Source organism: Brevundimonas sp., assembly GCF_030704825.1.
Classification (GTDB): domain Bacteria; phylum Pseudomonadota; class Alphaproteobacteria; order Caulobacterales; family Caulobacteraceae; genus Brevundimonas.
Window position 1 is genome coordinate 80,513 of sequence record NZ_JAUYNX010000022.1, and the last position, 15,588, is coordinate 96,100.

13 protein-coding genes are annotated in these 15,588 nt (G+C 69.3%); 8 read left to right on the forward strand and 5 right to left on the reverse strand.

Features of this window, described 5'->3' with window-relative positions; all coding sequences use genetic code 11:
* Positions 1 to 10: 10 nt before the first annotated feature.
* From Q8Q71_RS12305 to Q8Q71_RS12315, 3 genes are read left to right on the forward strand one after another with little or no spacing between them, the layout of a single operon-like run.
* Complete coding sequence (locus Q8Q71_RS12305; protein WP_305759888.1) at positions 11 to 1,000, forward strand: homoserine O-succinyltransferase; 990 nt, start codon at positions 11 to 13, stop codon at positions 998 to 1,000.
* Positions 997 to 2,181, forward strand: a complete 1,185-nt coding sequence (gene metB / locus Q8Q71_RS12310) for a cystathionine gamma-synthase (protein ID WP_305759889.1) — start codon at positions 997 to 999, stop codon at positions 2,179 to 2,181. Before Q8Q71_RS12305 ends, metB begins: the two co-directional genes overlap by 4 nt.
* 10 nt (positions 2,182 to 2,191) lie before the next feature.
* A complete protein-coding gene (locus Q8Q71_RS12315) occupies positions 2,192 to 3,427 on the forward strand; it encodes a homoserine dehydrogenase (RefSeq protein WP_305759890.1) in 1,236 nt (411 codons plus the stop codon).
* Positions 3,428 to 3,490: 63 nt separating this feature from the next.
* On the opposite strand, the gene Q8Q71_RS12320 is transcribed toward Q8Q71_RS12315, so the two are convergent.
* The 5 genes from Q8Q71_RS12320 to Q8Q71_RS12340 form a co-directional block, all read right to left on the reverse strand.
* A complete protein-coding gene (locus tag Q8Q71_RS12320; protein WP_305759891.1) occupies positions 3,491 to 6,229 on the reverse strand; it encodes a TonB-dependent receptor in 2,739 nt (912 codons plus the stop codon).
* A gap of 295 nt (positions 6,230 to 6,524) precedes the next feature.
* Positions 6,525 to 7,268 carry a 2-dehydro-3-deoxy-D-gluconate 5-dehydrogenase KduD gene (gene kduD / locus Q8Q71_RS12325; RefSeq protein ID WP_305759892.1) on the reverse strand — a complete coding sequence of 248 codons (744 nt, stop codon included), beginning with the start codon at positions 7,266 to 7,268 and terminating at the stop codon, positions 6,525 to 6,527.
* Positions 7,265 to 8,098: a 5-dehydro-4-deoxy-D-glucuronate isomerase gene (kduI, locus tag Q8Q71_RS12330; protein WP_305759893.1), complete on the reverse strand. Its 834-nt coding sequence runs from the start codon at positions 8,096 to 8,098 to the stop codon at positions 7,265 to 7,267. Before kduI ends, kduD begins: the two co-directional genes overlap by 4 nt.
* A 120-nt stretch (positions 8,099 to 8,218) precedes the next feature.
* Positions 8,219 to 9,286, reverse strand: coding sequence for a LacI family DNA-binding transcriptional regulator (locus Q8Q71_RS12335; protein WP_305759894.1), 1,068 nt, complete (start codon positions 9,284 to 9,286; stop codon positions 8,219 to 8,221).
* A gap of 58 nt (positions 9,287 to 9,344) precedes the next feature.
* Positions 9,345 to 10,709 carry a polysaccharide lyase family 1 protein gene (locus Q8Q71_RS12340; RefSeq protein WP_305759895.1) on the reverse strand — a complete coding sequence of 455 codons (1,365 nt, stop codon included), beginning with the start codon at positions 10,707 to 10,709 and terminating at the stop codon, positions 9,345 to 9,347.
* A 130-nt stretch (positions 10,710 to 10,839) separates the two neighbouring features.
* On the opposite strand from Q8Q71_RS12340, the gene Q8Q71_RS12345 reads away from it, so the two are divergent.
* Genes Q8Q71_RS12345 through Q8Q71_RS12365 form a run of 5 tightly spaced genes read left to right on the forward strand, consistent with a single transcriptional unit; the run spans position 10,840 to position 15,574 of the window.
* The gene (locus tag Q8Q71_RS12345; protein WP_305759896.1) at positions 10,840 to 11,652 is read left to right on the forward strand and encodes a 2-keto-4-pentenoate hydratase; all 813 of its coding nucleotides are present in this window, start codon (positions 10,840 to 10,842) and stop codon (positions 11,650 to 11,652) included.
* Entirely contained in the window at positions 11,649 to 12,641 is a 993-nt protein-coding gene (locus Q8Q71_RS12350; protein ID WP_305759897.1) for a TRAP transporter substrate-binding protein, read from the forward strand. Before Q8Q71_RS12345 ends, Q8Q71_RS12350 begins: the two co-directional genes overlap by 4 nt.
* Before the next feature lie 37 nt (positions 12,642 to 12,678).
* Positions 12,679 to 13,200: a TRAP transporter small permease gene (locus tag Q8Q71_RS12355; RefSeq protein ID WP_305759898.1), complete on the forward strand. Its 522-nt coding sequence runs from the start codon at positions 12,679 to 12,681 to the stop codon at positions 13,198 to 13,200.
* Positions 13,201 to 13,202: 2 nt separating this feature from the next.
* Positions 13,203 to 14,483, forward strand: a complete 1,281-nt coding sequence (locus tag Q8Q71_RS12360; protein WP_305759899.1) for a TRAP transporter large permease — start codon at positions 13,203 to 13,205, stop codon at positions 14,481 to 14,483.
* Positions 14,480 to 15,574, forward strand: a complete 1,095-nt coding sequence (locus Q8Q71_RS12365; protein ID WP_305759900.1) for a sugar kinase — start codon at positions 14,480 to 14,482, stop codon at positions 15,572 to 15,574. Before Q8Q71_RS12360 ends, Q8Q71_RS12365 begins: the two co-directional genes overlap by 4 nt.
* Positions 15,575 to 15,588: the final 14 nt, after the last annotated feature.

Here is a 15,588-nt window from a genome sequence, read left to right on the forward strand (position 1 = left end):
GGAGCGGACCGTGGCGTCCCCAGACTGGCCTGTCGAAGAAGCGTCCGGACGCGATGTCCGCGCCGTGATCCCCGAAGAGTTCCGGCTCGACTCGGGCGAGCGTCTCGCCGCCTCCGAGATCGTCGGCCGCCTCTACGGTCCCGATCAGGGTCCGCTGGTTGTCGTCGCCGGCGGCATCTCCGGCGGTCGCTTCGCCGCACGCTGGTGGTCGTGGGCGGTCAGGGCGGGCGGCCCCATCGACCTGGGCCGGGCGCGCGTGCTGGCGTTCGACCTGTTGCCGGGCAAGGACGAGCCCGGCGTGACCATCACCACCACGGATCAGGCGCGTCTTCTGGCCCGACTGCTGGACGCGATCGACGAGCCAGGCGTCGACGCCTTCATCGGCGCTTCCTACGGCGGCTGTATCGGCCTGGCCTTCGCCGCGGCCTTCCCCGGGAGGATCGGTCAACTGGTGGCGATCTCGGCCGCGCACCGGACCCATCCGACCGCCACCGCCTGGCGCGGCGTCCAGCGGCGGCTGCTGGCTTTCGCCCGCGACTGCGGCCGCGAGGCCGAGGGCGTGGCGCTGGCCCGCGAGCTGGCCATGGCGACCTATCGCACACCGGAAGAGTTCGCCCTGCGTTTCGCCTCGACCCCGCCCGCCGGGGCCGGCGCGCCCTATCCGGTCTGCGACTACCTGATCGCGCGCGGGGCCGACTATGCCGAGGTCAGTTCAGCCGGCCGGTGGATTTCGCTGTCGGATTCCCTGGATCGCCACGCCGTGGCGCCCGAAGCGGTCCGCTGCCCCCTGACCGTCATCGGCTTCACCTCCGACCGGCTGGTGCCGATCGAGGACAGCCGCGAACTCGCGGCCCGCGCCCCCGACCTGCGCCGGCTTGTCGAGACCCCTTCGATCTTCGGCCACGACGCCTTCCTGAAGGAACGTGAACTGGTCGGGCGCCTGCTGCACGACGCCCTCAGCCCCCTCTACGCCGCCCCCTTTCGCGAGATCGCCGCATGACCTGTCCGCCCGATATCCATCCCTGCACCACCGCCGCCCGGCATGGCGTGAACAGCGATCCGGCCCATGGCGCGGTGATGCCGCCGATCTATCTGTCCTCGAACTACAGCTTCGACGGCCTGGATGGGAAACGGCGCTACGACTACACCCGCTCGGGCAATCCGACCCGCGACGTGCTGGGTGAGACCCTCGCGCGGCTGGAAGGCGGCTGCGGCGCGGTGGTGACGGCGACCGGCATGGCGGCGGTGGACCTGGCCCTGTATTCGCTGGAGCCGGGCGACCTCCTGATCGCCCCGCACGACCTGTACGGCGGCACCCACCGGCTGCTCGCGGCGCGCGCCCTGCGGCGGCATTTCGAGGTGGTCTTCGTCGATCAGAACGACCGCGCCGCCCTCGACGCCGCCTTCGCCCGCAACCCCAAATTGATCCTCATCGAAACGCCGTCCAACCCGCTCATGCGCGTGGTGGATGTGGCCGACCTGTGCGCGCGCGCCCACGCCGTCGGCTGCAAGGCGGCGGTCGACAACACCTTCCTGTCCCCGGCCCTGCAGCAGCCGATCGCCCTCGGCGCGGACCTGGTGATCCACTCCACCACCAAATATATCAATGGCCATTCGGACGTGGTCGGCGGCTGCGTGGTGGCGAAGGACCCGGCCGATCTGGAACAACTCACCTGGTGGGCCAACTGCCTGGGGGTCACCGGCTCGCCGTTCGACGCCTGGCTGACCCTTCGGGGCGTGCGCACCCTGTTCGCCCGTATCGAGCGACAGCAGGCGACCGCGGGACGGATCGCGGAATGGCTGGCGGCGCAGCCGGCCGTGCGCGCGGTCCACTATCCGGGTCTGAAGACCCATCCCAACCATGCCGTCGCGGCGCGTCAGCAGACCGGCTTCGGCGCCATGCTGAGCTTCGAGCTGGAAGACCTCGGCGCGGTGCGCGCCTTCGTGGAAGGGCTCAAGGTCTTCACCCTGGCCGAGTCGCTGGGCGGGGTCGAAAGCCTGATCGCCCACCCGGCGCTGATGACCCATGCCTCGATGGTTCCCGAGGCGCGGCGCACGGCCGGGATCACCGACGGCCTGTTGCGGCTTTCGATCGGCCTGGAGCATCCGGAGGACCTGCTCTCCGACCTGTCGGCGGCGCTGGCCGCCGTGCCGCTCCCGCTTGCCGCCGAAGCCGCGTGAGGGGCCGTCGATGAGCGCCCTCGCCCTGACCGCGCCCGGCCTCCCGGCCATCCCGCCCGGAGACGCGCCCCCTACGGAGGAGCCGGTCGTCCTGCTGCAGCTGGACGCGACCGTCACCGCCGAGGCGGTGTCCTCCGTCTATCGCGAGGTGCGCCGCGGACGGCGCGTGGTCGTGGTCGCCGGCGGCGACTCCGGCGCGCCCGAACGGCTGGCCCTGGGGCTGGACGCGGTCGGCGTCGTCGCCGCTCTCCCGACCCCCGGGGAGGCCCTGTTTCACGCCGGCGTCGCCATCGTGGCGGGCCCCTCGGCCCCGCCGACCCGGATTGCTTCGACGCCGACGCGGCTTCTGCGCGTGGCGCTGGCCGGATGCGGCGTGGTCGGCGGCGGCGTCCTGGAGCGCCTGCTGGCGGATCCCCGCTTCGAGGTGGTCGGGGTTCTGGTGCGCCACCCCGGCAAGCGACGCGACGTTCCCATCCCCGCCGGTCTGGCGCTGTCCGATCCCGCCGCCCTGCTGGCGCGCGAGCCGGACATCCTCGTCGAGGCGATCTCGGAAGCCTCCACCGGCCTGGCCCTGGTCCGCGCGGCCCTGTCGCGCGGCGTCGACGTGGTCAGCGCCAACAAGCAGGCGATCAGCGCCGACCTGCCCGCCCTCGCGCGGCTGGCCGGGGACGGGGGCGTGCGCCTGCTCTATTCCGCCAGCGTGGGCGGCGGCGCGCCGCTGATAGAGACGGTCCGGCGGGCCCGTTCCCACGGGGCGGTGGCGCGGATCGAGGCGGTGCTGAACGGCACCTGCAACTTCATCCTGAACCGTCTCGCCGAGGGGCTGGCGTTCGACGCCGCGCTGTCCGCCGCGAAGGAGGCCGGCTTCGCCGAGGCGGACCCGTCCGCCGATCTGACCGGCCTCGACGCGGTCGCCAAACTGGCCATCCTGGCCCACGAGGCGGGGCTGGGACGCCTCGAAGCGAACGGCCTGACCCGGGAAACCCTGGCCGGGAACGCCACCCTGCCGACGGGAGAGGTGCGTCAGCTGGCGCGGCTCGACGTCCGCACGGGCGAGGCCGGCGTGGCTTTTCGCGCCGTGGGCGGCGACGCCCTGTTCGCCGGATTGCCGGACGAATGGAATGCGCTGAGGGTCACGACCGCGGACGGACGGGTCTTCACCGCCCGGGGGCGCGGCGCCGGGCGGATACCGACGACGGAGAGCGTCTGGGCCGACTTGGTCGATCTCGTCGAATCCGGGCGATAGCGGCAAAAAAGACGCCGCCGGCTCCGTGGGGCCGGCGGCGCTCAAGGCGCTGATCAGGAGAGATCAGAAGCTGTAGCGGAAGCCCGCGAAGAACTGTCTGCCAGTGTGATGGTGCACCGAGACCAGGTTGTAGATGCCGACATACTGGGTCGGGACCTCGTCCGTCAGGTTGATGCCTTCCAGGGTCAGGGTCAGCTGGTCGGTGACATTGTACGAGGCCGAGGCGTCGACATTGAAAGTGTCGACCACACCCTCGATGGCGTTGCCGTTGCGGCCCGGAACCTGGGTCAGGTAGCCATCCCGATAGGTGCCCGACACCCGCGCGCTGAACCGGTCGTCCTCGTAATAGAGGGTGGCGTTGTAGGCCCGCTTGGACAGGTTGGTCAGGGTGTTGGTTGTGCCGTTCGGGTACTCGATCTGGGAGTCGACGTAGGTGTAGTTGGCCAGAACCCCGAGGTTGCCCAGGAAGCCCGGAAGGAAGGTCAGGGGCTGCTGATAGCTGATCTCGTAGCCGTCGAGATCGCCGCCATCGGTGTTGACCGGCTGGTTGAATACCCAATCCGCCGAGGGGGAACAGCCGGGAACAGCGCCGCAGGCCGCCGTGGCCACACTGTCAGGCAGGCCCAGGGAGTTCCCCGTGAAGGGCTGGGTCACCGTGTCGTTGGCGACGAAGCTGTTGATCTCCTTGCGGAACAAGGCCAGCGACAGGATCGACTCGGGGGCGAAATACCATTCGAACGCCAGGTCGTAGGTGGTCGCTCGGGTGGGTTCCAGCATGGGGTTGCCGGAGTTGACCGTCCGGTTGTTGCCCGAAACCGAAACCGTTCCGCCGGGAGTCAAGGATCCCAAGCCCGGCCGCGTCATGACCTTGGCCGCGCCGAACCGGATCAGGAAGTCCTCGCCCGGCTCGAACACCAGATTCATGGACGGGAGCAGGTCGTCGTAGCTCCGGCTCGCCGATGTGAACACCGGCGCGCCCGCGGCCAGGGTATAGCCGGTCGAGTACTGGTCGGTCTTGATATAGCGCAGACCGTAGTTTCCCCGAACCGGGATGGAGCCCAGTTCGGCGTCGAAATCGACCTGAACATAGGCGCCCTGACTCTCTTCCTCCACCGAACGGTTGTTCCCCCGCGAGGGGATGAAGCTCATTGGGAAGCTGCCGAAGTCGAACAGGGCGTCGGCGGCGTGATAGTCCGGGATCAGCCAGGACAGGGTCGAACCGGCGGGGATGTCCCATTGGTCGGCGAGTCCGACGATGCGGCTGAAGTCGGTGATAGGCGTCCCGGCGACGCCGGCCGGGATGCAACCTTCCGCGTTGCCCGTCGGGGCCAGGCCGCAGGACGCCGGATCGCGGCGCAGCTCGGTGGTCTCGAACGTATAGGTCTTGAAGAACAGGCCGCCCGAGAAGGTCACGCCCGGCCTTGCATCCCATTCCCCACTCAACTGGGCGGTCTCGTAGGTGTTGTCCGCGGTCTGCGGCCGCAGCCGGATCTGGCTCAACGTCCAGTTGGCCGGATCGTTGACATCGAACCCGTAGGTGATCAGCGGCAGATTGGCGTTGTCGCGATAATCATAGCTGTAGCCGTCCGAGCTGGCGTGATCGAACAACAGGGTCGTCTGGATCGGATTGTCGTGTTCCGAGGTCGAGGAGCCCAGGAAGGCGTTGACCCGGAAGGTGTCGGAAAATTCGTGCGACACGTCCAGGGTAAGCTGGGTGAACTCAGTCGTCAGTTCATCGAAACGCGATTCCGAACGCACATCGACGTTGTCGAACACGCCGTAGACCATGTTCCCGTTGCCATCGACTTCGGAGTCGACGACCACGATGCCCGCCCGGCCGCCAGCGCCGCCAGCGCTGAAGTCCGGAGCCTGCAGGAAATGTTCGAAGCGGGTGGCGCTGAAATCGGCATAGAGCAGGTCGAGGCTGACCTCGGTGCGAGCGGTCGGCCGCCACTGCAACGACCCGGTTATGCCGAGGCGCTCCTGATCGTGCTCGAGGATGCCATAGCGCGGGAGTCGTGGGGTGAAGGCGTTGACCGCACCCGGGCCTGAACCGACGTTGCCGCCTTGCCAGCGCACCGTGCTGTGGCCTTCTTCAAGCGCTTCGCGCCCCGAATAGGCGACCGAGAGCAGGGCCCCGAACGTCCCGTCGCCCCAGGTGTTGGAGATCAGGAAGGCCGCGCGCGGGTCGGGATTCTGGGCCAGATCGTTCCAACCCATCTGGCCGGAGACGGCTACGGTGAAGCCAGGATAGTCGAACGGACGGGCCGCCCGCAGGTCGACGGTGGCTCCGAGCGAACCTTCCTCGGTATCGGCCGAGGCGGTCTTGCGCACCATGATGCTGTTGAAAAGATCCGAGGCGAAGACGTTGAAGTCGAAGCCACGGCCGCGGTTGGTGCCTCCCGAGCTGTCGGTGCCGCCCGTGGTGCCCAGGGCCTCCATGCCGTTGATGCGGATGCGGGTGAAGTCCGGGCCCAGTCCGCGCACCGAGATGTTCCGTCCCTCGCCGGCGTCGCGGGTGATGGCGACGCCGGGAATGCGCTGGATCGCCTCGGCCAGGTTCTGGTCGGGGAAGTCGGCGATGTCCTCGGCCATGATGACATCGACGGCGCCGGCCTCGCGGCGCTTGACGTTCAGCGCCTGAGCCAGGCTGCTGCGAAAGCCGGTGACGACGACCTCGTCGATCTCGGCCGCATCTTCCTGTGGCGGGGTCTGGGCCGCGGCGGCGGCGACTCCCACCGACAGGGCGAGGACCAGGCCGGACGCGCCGGCGAACAAATTACGGCGAAGAGCGCGGGTCATCCCCGGCTGAATGGCTTGCAACATATGCACCCTCCCATGGGCATACAGGACGCCGGAGTGACTCCGGTCTATCTGTTTTTGCGGTCCGGCGACGTTGGCCGGGCCGTTTGACACCGGTGTCATATCCACACGGGACAAGTCCTGACACCGGTAGCAATCAGGAGCCTAACCTGACGGCCCGCGCATCCGCAACCCCGGCGACCCCCGGTTTGAGGACAAGCTCTGCGATACCGATGGTCGCCGTGTCGCGCGGGGCACACTTCCGGGGACCAGCGGGCCCGGAGCCGGCGTGGGGTCAGCGCGCCAGCCAGCCTCCATCCACCGGCAGTACGGCCCCGTGGACGTAGGCCCCGGCGTCCGAGGCCAGGAATACCGCCGCGCCCTTGATGTCGGCGGGATCGCCCCAGCGTCCGGCCGGGATGCGCGCGAGGATGTCGCGATTGCGGGTCTCGTCGGCGCGCAGGGCCTCGGTGTTGTTGGTGGAGAAATAGCCCGGCGCGATGGCGTTGACGTTGATTCCCTTCGCCGCCCACTCGCAGGCCAGCAGCCGCGTCAGCCCGGCCAGCCCGCTCTTCGAGGCCGTATAGGACGGCACCCGGATGCCGCCCTGGAAGGACAACATCGAACAGATATTGATGATCTTGCCGCCGCGCCCCGCGCCCACCCATGTCCTCGCCACGGCCTGGGAAAGGAAGAAGGCGGACTTGAGATTGGTGTCGATCACCGCGTCCCAGTCTTCCTCCGTGAAGTCCAGGCTGTCGTTGCGGCGGATGATCCCGGCGTTGTTGACGAGGATGTCCACCGAACCGGCCTGCGCCACAACGTCCGGGATCGGATCGATCGAGCCCAGGTCGGCCGCCACGGCGGTGAACCGGCGGCCCAGGGCGGCCACGGCCTCGCCCGTCGCTGTCGGCGCCGACCGGCCCACGGCGACGATGTCGGCTCCGGCTTCGGCCAGACCCACGGCGATGGCCTGGCCCAGGCCCGTGTTGGCGCCGGTGACCAGGGCCGTCCGCCCGGCGAGATCGAAGCGGCTCATTTCAGCTGACAGATGTCGAGGACGGTCATGTCCGTATAGTCCAGGTTCTCGCCGCCCATGGCCCAGATGAAGGTGTAGTTGGACGTGCCCGACCCCATGTGGATCGACCACGGCGGCGACACGACGGCCTCGCCGTCCGCAACCACGATGTGACGCTGGGCGTCGGGCTCGCCCATGAAGTGGAAGACCCGGTCGTTGTCGCCGAGACCGAAGTAGAAATAGACCTCCGAGCGCCGGTCATGCAGGTGCGGCGGCATGGTGTTCCAGACGCTGCCGGTCTTGAGGATCGTCAGGCCCAGAAGCAGCTGGCACGACTGGCAGGTGGCCGGGACGATGTACTGGTAGATGGTCCGTTCGTTCGAGGTCTCCAGCGCGCCCCGCTCCAGCGGCACGGCCTGGCCCAGCGAGATGTGTTTGGTCTCGTAGCGGACGTGGGCGGGCGTCGAGGCCAGGTAGAAGCGGGTGTCGCCGGCGAAGGTGACGTCCTTCGAGCCCATGGCGATGTAGAGGCCGTCGTTGGCCTCCAGTGTGTAAGTCACCCCGTCCACGGCGACGGTGCCGGTCGCGCCGCCGACATTGACCACGCCCAGCTCGCGCCGCTCGAGGAACGGGTGGCCCGCGGCCGAGGCCGGCTCGGTCTGGTCGGGCAGCTTCACGGTGGCCGACCCCGGCTGGACGCCGCCGATCACGAACCGTTCGTAGTGGGTGTAGTTGAGGCGAATCTCGCCGCCCTGGAACAACCCGTCGATCAGATAGCGCTCGCGCAGCTGATCGTTGGTGACCCCCTCCATCATGTCCGGGTGGGTGGCGTGATAGGTCTTGCAGTACATGGGGGCACCTTGTCCGGGTCGGAGCGTGGCGTCTAGGTAACCGGTGTCATGAACGGGGGCAAGGCGCCCGCATCGTGCTTGCGTCCATCGGCGGCGCGACCTTCGCGAGGAGTCTGGCCTTCAGCCCGAGAGGACGTCGGCCGCCTGACGCCCCGGCGCCGCCGTGGAGTCCCGAATCACCAGGAACGGATCGACCTCGGGCTGGACCAGGGTCGCCGGGTCCAGCCCCCGGCTGCGGGCCGTCAGCTTCTCGGCCGCCATCCGGCCCATGTCGCGGATGGGCAGGCGCACGGTGGTCAGATTGGGCCAGACGCGCGACGCCATCGGCAGGTCGTCGAAGCCGACGATCGACAGGTCCCTCGGCACGTCCAGACCGGCGTCGCGCGCGGCCTTCATCACCCCGATGGCCATTTCGTCATTGCCGGCGAAGATGGCGGTCGGCGGGTTGGGCAGGGCCAGCAGGTCCCGCGCAGCCTCGACCCCGGACTCGAAGGTGTAGGCGCCCTGACGCACCAGGGCGTCGTCCAGGGCCAGGCCGTGCTCCGCCAGCCCCTCGCGGAAACCCCGCCCCCGCTCGTGCGACGACCGGAAACTGTCGGGACCCGAGATGAAGGCCACGCGTCGATGCCCGAGCTGGGCCAGGTGCCGCGCAGCCTGGGCCGCGCCGCGGCTGTCGTGGGTCACCACCATGCAGGCGGGTTCGTCCAGCGACACCGAGGCGATCCGCACATAGGGGCAGTCCGCTTCCTTGAGGATGGCCACCACCCGGTCGTCCTCGGACACGGACGGCGGCATGACCACGCCGAACAGCTTCTGCCTCACGATGAAGGCCCGCACCTCGTTCAGGAAGGCGTCCGACGCCCGGTTGCAAGGGTGGACAACCAGCTCCAGTCCCGATCCCCGGACCCCGTCCAGCACGCCCTGCTGCATATTGACGACATAGTTCGGGCTGGGGTTGTCGTAGATCATTCCCACGAGGAACGAGCGCCGGAACGCCAGGCCGCGCGCCTGCGGATCGGGGGTGAATCCGTGTTCCGCGATCACCGCCTCGACGCGTTTGCGTGTTTCGTCCTTGACGAAGGGCGAGTTGTTGATGACCCGCGAGACGGTCTTCTTCGACACCTCGGCCATGCGGGCGATGTCGTTGATCGTCGCGGACTTGCCGCCGGGCCGTTTCGTCTCGTTCACGCAGCGAGTCTCTCTGATCGAACACCGTCTTAGACGGTCGAGCGCAACCTGTCAGCGCTCATGTCCCCCGTCGCTGGGCCGGCCGGTCCAGCACCTCGTCCCGCAACGGCGTCATGAAGCGCAGATCCCAGTCGTCGGGGTTGAACGGCTTGCGCGTCGCCTCGACCACCGGAGGATAGCCGCCGACCTGGCGTTCGTTGTCGATGATCTCGCCCCGCCCTTCGGCCACCTCGGCGATGAGCAGCACGTCGCGCATGTCGCGGTCCCACGGCCGGGCCCCCACCTGCGACAGCACCGAGACCTGCACCTGCTCCGCCGGCATCGGCGTCAGCCCCTCCCACCAGACCGGCGGACGGCGCGTCTGGATGATGCGGGCGGGCGCGGTGGTGTAGCGGCCGAACATGCGCAACGGCTCGCCTACCTGGTCCACCGCGATGTTGTCCCGGCCGTAGTATTCGACGTCGCCGGCTCCGCCGATCATCATGAAGGCCAGCCGATCGGTGGGGGTCGACGGCCCGGCGCGCAGCACATTGCCGATCACCGTCATCCTGCCGACCTCGAACGGCACGGTTCCCCACTCCTCGGGCGCGAGGTTGTAGTGGATGGCGCGCGGGCCCGGATTGTAGATCAGGTTGTTGACGATCACCCCGTGCACCCCGCCCTTGAACAGCGGGCTGCGCTCATGGTTGTGGGCGTAGAGATTGCCGACGATCAGCAGGCCGGTGACGTTGTCGTGGATCAGCGACCCCTTGGAATGCTCGCCCTTGGAATGGGTCGCATAGGCCAGGCTTTCGCCGTTCAGATTGTTCGAGAAGGTGATGTCGTGGCTGGTGCCCTGACGCCATTCGGCCGGTGTCGATCCGGTGAAGCGCGGGCCTGACGCCGACAGGTTCTCGTCCGTCGCCCAGGTCAGGCTGCAGTGGTCGATGATGACGTTGTACGCCCCGACGGTGGAGATGCCGTCCTCGTCCCACCCGCTCATCCATTCGGCGCCGGCCGAGCCGGGGCGGATGCGGATGTGCTGGATGACGACGTCGTGCGCGGTGATGTCCATGCCGCCGCGGATGAGGGTGATCCCCGGCGAGGGAGCGGTCTGGCCGGCGATGGTGATGAAGGGGTTCTGGAGCTTCAGCGTCTTGCGACCCAGGTCGATGACGCCGCCGACCTCGAACACCACGATGCGGGGACCGTCGGCCTCCATGGCGGCGCGCAGGGAGCCGGGGCCCTCGCTGTCCAGATTGGTGACGCGGATGATCTGTCCGCCTCGCCCGCCCGGCGTGGATGCGGCCCAGCCCAGGGCGCCGGGGAAGGCGGGCAGCGGCGCCGCGACGGCGGCGGCCGGCGCCTGCGCCGTGGCGGAAGACGGAACGGCGACGGGAAGAACGAGGGCGACCGCGAGAGCGGCGCAGCGGAGCAGTGTCATGTTTCCATCCTGTATCATGGTCGCCTGTGCCCGCGACCCTGAGCCGAATACGATGCCGGACGGGCTTCGCCGGATTCAAATTGACACCGGTTTCCTTCCTGCGCAATGTCTGCCGCAACAGGGAGGCGGCGTGAGCCACGCACACGACAATTCAGCAGCTTCGCCGATCGCGCGCGCCTTCGTCGAGGCGCGCCGGGCCGGTCGCGCGCTCGGAACCTATCCGGGAGCCCCGCCCGAATCGCTGGACGCCGCCTATGCGGTTCAGGATGACGCCGTCGCCGCCTGGCCCGACCGGATCGCCGGCTGGAAGCTCGGGCGGATCAATCCGCCGCACGACACGGTTTTCGGGGCCGGCCGTCTGGCGGGACCGATTTTTTCAAGGAACGTCTGGGCGGCCGGACTGACGCCCACGCGCTTCGGCGTCATCGACGGCGGCTTCGCGGCGGTCGAGGCCGAATATGTCCTGGAGCTGGGCGAGGCCGCGCCGGATCGCGGCGACTGGACCGCCGAAGCGGTCGCGCCGCTCGTCTCGCGAGTCTTCACGGGAGTGGAGATCGCCGGAAGCCCGTTCGCCGGCATCAACGATCATGGCCCGGCCGTCACCGCCTCGGACTTCGGCAACAACGCCGGCCTGATCCTGGGCGACGAGATCGACAACTGGCGCGAGCGCCTGTCCGATCTCGCCTGCAGCATGACCATCGACGACGTCGTCGTCGGGCGGGGCGGCGCGGCGTCCATCCCGGGCGGCCCGCTGGACTCCCTGGCCTTCCTGCTGAATCTTCTGCATCGGCGCGGACGGCGGCTGGAGGCGGGACAATTGGTCTCGACGGGCGCGGCCACCGGCGTGCACGATATCCGCGCCGGTCAGTCGGCCTGGGCCGACTTCGGGCCGGACGGCCGCATCGGTTGCCTTGCGGTTCCGGCCACGGGAGCGATCATATGAGCCTGACCCGTCGCACGCTCGGCATCGCGGGCCTGTCCGGCCTGGGCCTGGCCTCGTGCGCGCCCCGTCCGGCGCCGGGCGGCCGGACCGTCTTCGACGCCGTGGACGTCCATCCCGGCGACTTCCCCACCGTCGCCGCCGTCAAATGGATGGGCGAGGAGCTGGGCCGCCTGACCGGAGGCCGCCTCGGCGTCCGCCAGTATCCGTCCGGCCAGCTGGGCTCGGAGGACGACTCCATCGGCCTGGCCCGGTTCGGCGCCGTCGACATGTGCCGCGTCGCCGTGGCGGCCCTGAACAACGCCTTTCCCGAAACCCGCCTGCTGGCCCTGCCCTATGTGTTCCGGTCCGTGGCCCACGTCCGGGCCGTGGTGGACGGCGACATCGGCACCGAACTGCTCAATGTGTTCGAGCATCGCGGTCTGATCGGACTGGCCTATTACGACGCGGCCCCGCGCTGCTTCTACAATGTCCGCCACCCGGTCACCGAGCCGGGCCAGCTGCGCGGCCTGAAGATGCGGGCGCCGCAATCGGACATCTTCCTCGATTCCATCCGGGCGATGGGAGCCAATCCGACGCCCCTGACCTTCGGCGCCGTCTTCTCCTCGCTCCAGACCCATCTGATCGACGGGGCCGAGAACAACTGGCCGGCCTACCAGTCCAGCCGTCAGTTCGAGGTCGCGCGGTTCTGGAGCCAGACGGAACACTCCTTTTCGCCGGACGCCCTGCTGATGTCCAAGGCCAGTTTCGACGCCCTGACCCCGGCCGACCGGGAACTGGTCCGCGACGTGGCGCGCCGGTCGGTGCAGGTCATGCGGGTCGACTGGGACAGGCGCGAGGCCGAGGCCCGCGCCACGGTGGTCGCCGCCGGGGTGCAGGTCGCCGAGGTGGACAAGGTCGCCTTCGCGGCGACGGTCCGGCCGGTGCTGGACAAATATCTTGCCGAGCCGCGCCTGCGCGCGCTCCACGAACGGATCGCAGCGGTCGCCTGAACGGCCGCGCAAACCCGGCGCTCAAGGGAGGGCCCGAATGTCTGAACCCCGACGCGCAAGCGCGCGCGCACTCGACGGCCTCGCCGCCCTGGCCATGGCCCTGGCCGGCGCGGCCCTGGTCGCCATGGCCCTGATCCAGGCGTGGCAGGTCTTCGCCCGCTATGTGCTCAACGACAGCCCGGGGTGGACCGAGCCCCTGGCCCTGCTGCTGATGAGCTTCGCCGTCATGTTCGGCGCGGCCGTGGCCGTGCGGCGCGAAACCCATTTCGCCTTCCAGACCTTCCGGGACGCCGCTCCGGGCCCGCTCCAATGGCTGCTCAAATCGATCTCGCGCCTGATCGCCGCGGTCTCGGGCGCCGGGCTGATGATCCTGGGCGGAACGCTGATGATCGACGAGTGGCCGGTGGCCCTGGCCGGCGCCCCCCTGCCGTCGGGGCTCAAATTCGCCGGCCTCTGCGTGGGCGGAGCCCTGATCCTGCTGTTCTCGCTCGAGCGGCTGCTGACCGGCGACTATCGCGCGCCCGGGGCGGCGACGGCCCCCGTCGAGGGCGAGGACTGATCATGGAATACATCATCCTCTTCGGTCTGCTGGCCATCCTTCTGGCCATCGGCGTTCCGGTCGCCTTCTCGCTGCTGGCGGCGACCCTGGCCACGGTGCTGTATCTGGCCCTGCCCCCCATCGTGGTGTTCCAGCAGATGGGATCCGACATCACCTCGGTGGCCCTGCTGGCCATCCCCCTGTTCATCTTCACCGGCGAGCTGATGATGAAGGGCGGCCTGTCCGACCGGATGATCGCCCTCGCCTCCTCCATGGTCGGCCATGTGCGCGGCGGGCTGGGCCAGGTGACCGTGGTCGGCTCGACCCTGTTCGGCGGGGTCTCGGGCAGCGCCATCGCCGACGTCTCGGCCATCGGCGGCACCATGATCCCGCAGATGCAGAAGCGCGGCTATGACGCCGACTACGCCGTCAACGTCACCATCTCGGCGGCGCTGGTCGCCCTGCTCGTGCCGCCCTCGCACAACATGATCCTGTACTCGGCCTCGGCCGGGGGCGGGGTGTCGATCTCGGACCTGTTCGCGGCGGGCATCATCCCGGCCCTGTTGCTGGCCGCGACCCTGATGATCACCGCCTATGTCGTGGCCCGCAAAAGGGGCTATGCGGCCGAGGCCTTCCCCGGCTTCCGCGCCGTCGCCGTCCGCCTCGTCGCCGCCATCCCCGGCCTGCTGCTGGTCGGCATCATCTTCGGCGGGATCCGCGCCGGAATCTTCACCGCGGTCGAGAGCGCCTCGATCGCCGTGGTCTACGCCACCGTGGTCACCGGCCTGATCTATCGCCACATGAGCTGGAGCGCCTTCAAGGCCGCCTGTCTCGGGGCGGCGCGGACCTCGGGGGCAGTGCTGTTCATCATCGGCTGCGCCGGCGCCTTCGGCTGGCTGATGGCGTACATGCAGGTGCCGACCATGATGGTCGATCTGCTGCAGACCCTGACCGACAACCCGATCCTGATCCTGCTGCTCATCAACGTCATCCTGCTGATCCTCGGCACCTTCATGGACATGGCGCCGCTGATCATCATCTGCACCCCCATCTTCCTGCCGGTGGCCAAGGCCTTCGACGTCGACCCGGTCCAGTTCGGCGTCATCCTGCTGCTCAACTGCGGCATCGGACTGATTACGCCGCCGGTCGGGTCGGTGCTGTTCGTCGGCAGCGCCATCGCCGGCATCCCCATGACCCGGGCGCTGAAGACCATCTGGCCGTTCTGGCTGGCTTGCGCCGGCGTGCTGATGCTGGTCACCTTCATCCCGGCGCTTTCGCTGTGGTTGCCCTCGCTGATGAAATGACCGACCTGCTGGCCGTTCGACCGGCCGAAGACTGCCGCTGGGATTGCGTCGCCCTGGGCGAGGTCATGCTGCGCCTCGACCCGGGCGAGGGCCGCATCCGCACGGCCCGGTCCTTCCAGGTCTGGGAGGGCGGCGGCGAGTACAATGTCGCGCGCGGCCTGCGCAAGACCTTCGGGATGCGGACCTCGGTGGTCACCGCCCTGCCCCGCAACGAGATCGGGGCCCTTGCCGAGGATCTGATCCTGCAGGGCGGGGTGGATACGTCCCACATCCTGTGGCGCGAGGCCGACGGCGTCGGCCGGAACACCCGGATGGGTCTGAATTTCACCGAGCGCGGCTTCGGCGTTCGCGGCGCCCTGGGGGCCTCGGACCGGGCCAATTCCGCCGCCTCGCAGATGCGGCCGGACGAGGTCGACTGGGACGCCCTTTTCGGCGGCGAGGGGGTGCGCTGGCTGCACACCGGCGGCATCTTCGCGGCCCTGTCCGAGACCACGGCGGAGACGACCCTGGCCGCCATCCGCGCCGCCCGGCGCCACGGCGTCGTGGTCAGCCACGACCTCAACTATCGCGCCAGCCTGTGGTCGAGCCATCCTGACCCGGACGCCGCCCGGCGGGTGAATCGCGAGATCGCCGAACTGTCCGATGTTCTGGTCGGCGACGAGTACGCCTGGGAGTCCTGCCTCGGCCTCGGCGGCCATGTGGCCCGGACGGACCCGGCCGACGCCGCGCCCTTCGACGCCCTGGTCGCCCGCGCCGCCGCCGACCTGCCGAACGTCAAGGTCTTCGCCGCCACCCTGCGCGACCCGGTCTCGGCCTCGGTCAACCGCTGGGGCGCCGTGCTGTGGACGGGCGGAAAGCGCCATGCCGCGCGGCTCCGCGAAATCGCCGTCCTCGACCGGGTCGGCGGCGGCGACGGCTTCGTCTCGGGCATGGCCTGGGCCTTTCTGCAGGGCCTCGGGCCCCAGACCGCCGTCGACTTCGGCGCGGCCCACGGGGCGCTGGCCATGACCACCCCCGGCGACAACGCCATGACCTCGCTGGCCGAGGTCGAGGCGCTGGTGCAGGACCGGGGCGCCGCCGCCATCCGCTAGCTGGCGCCACCGCC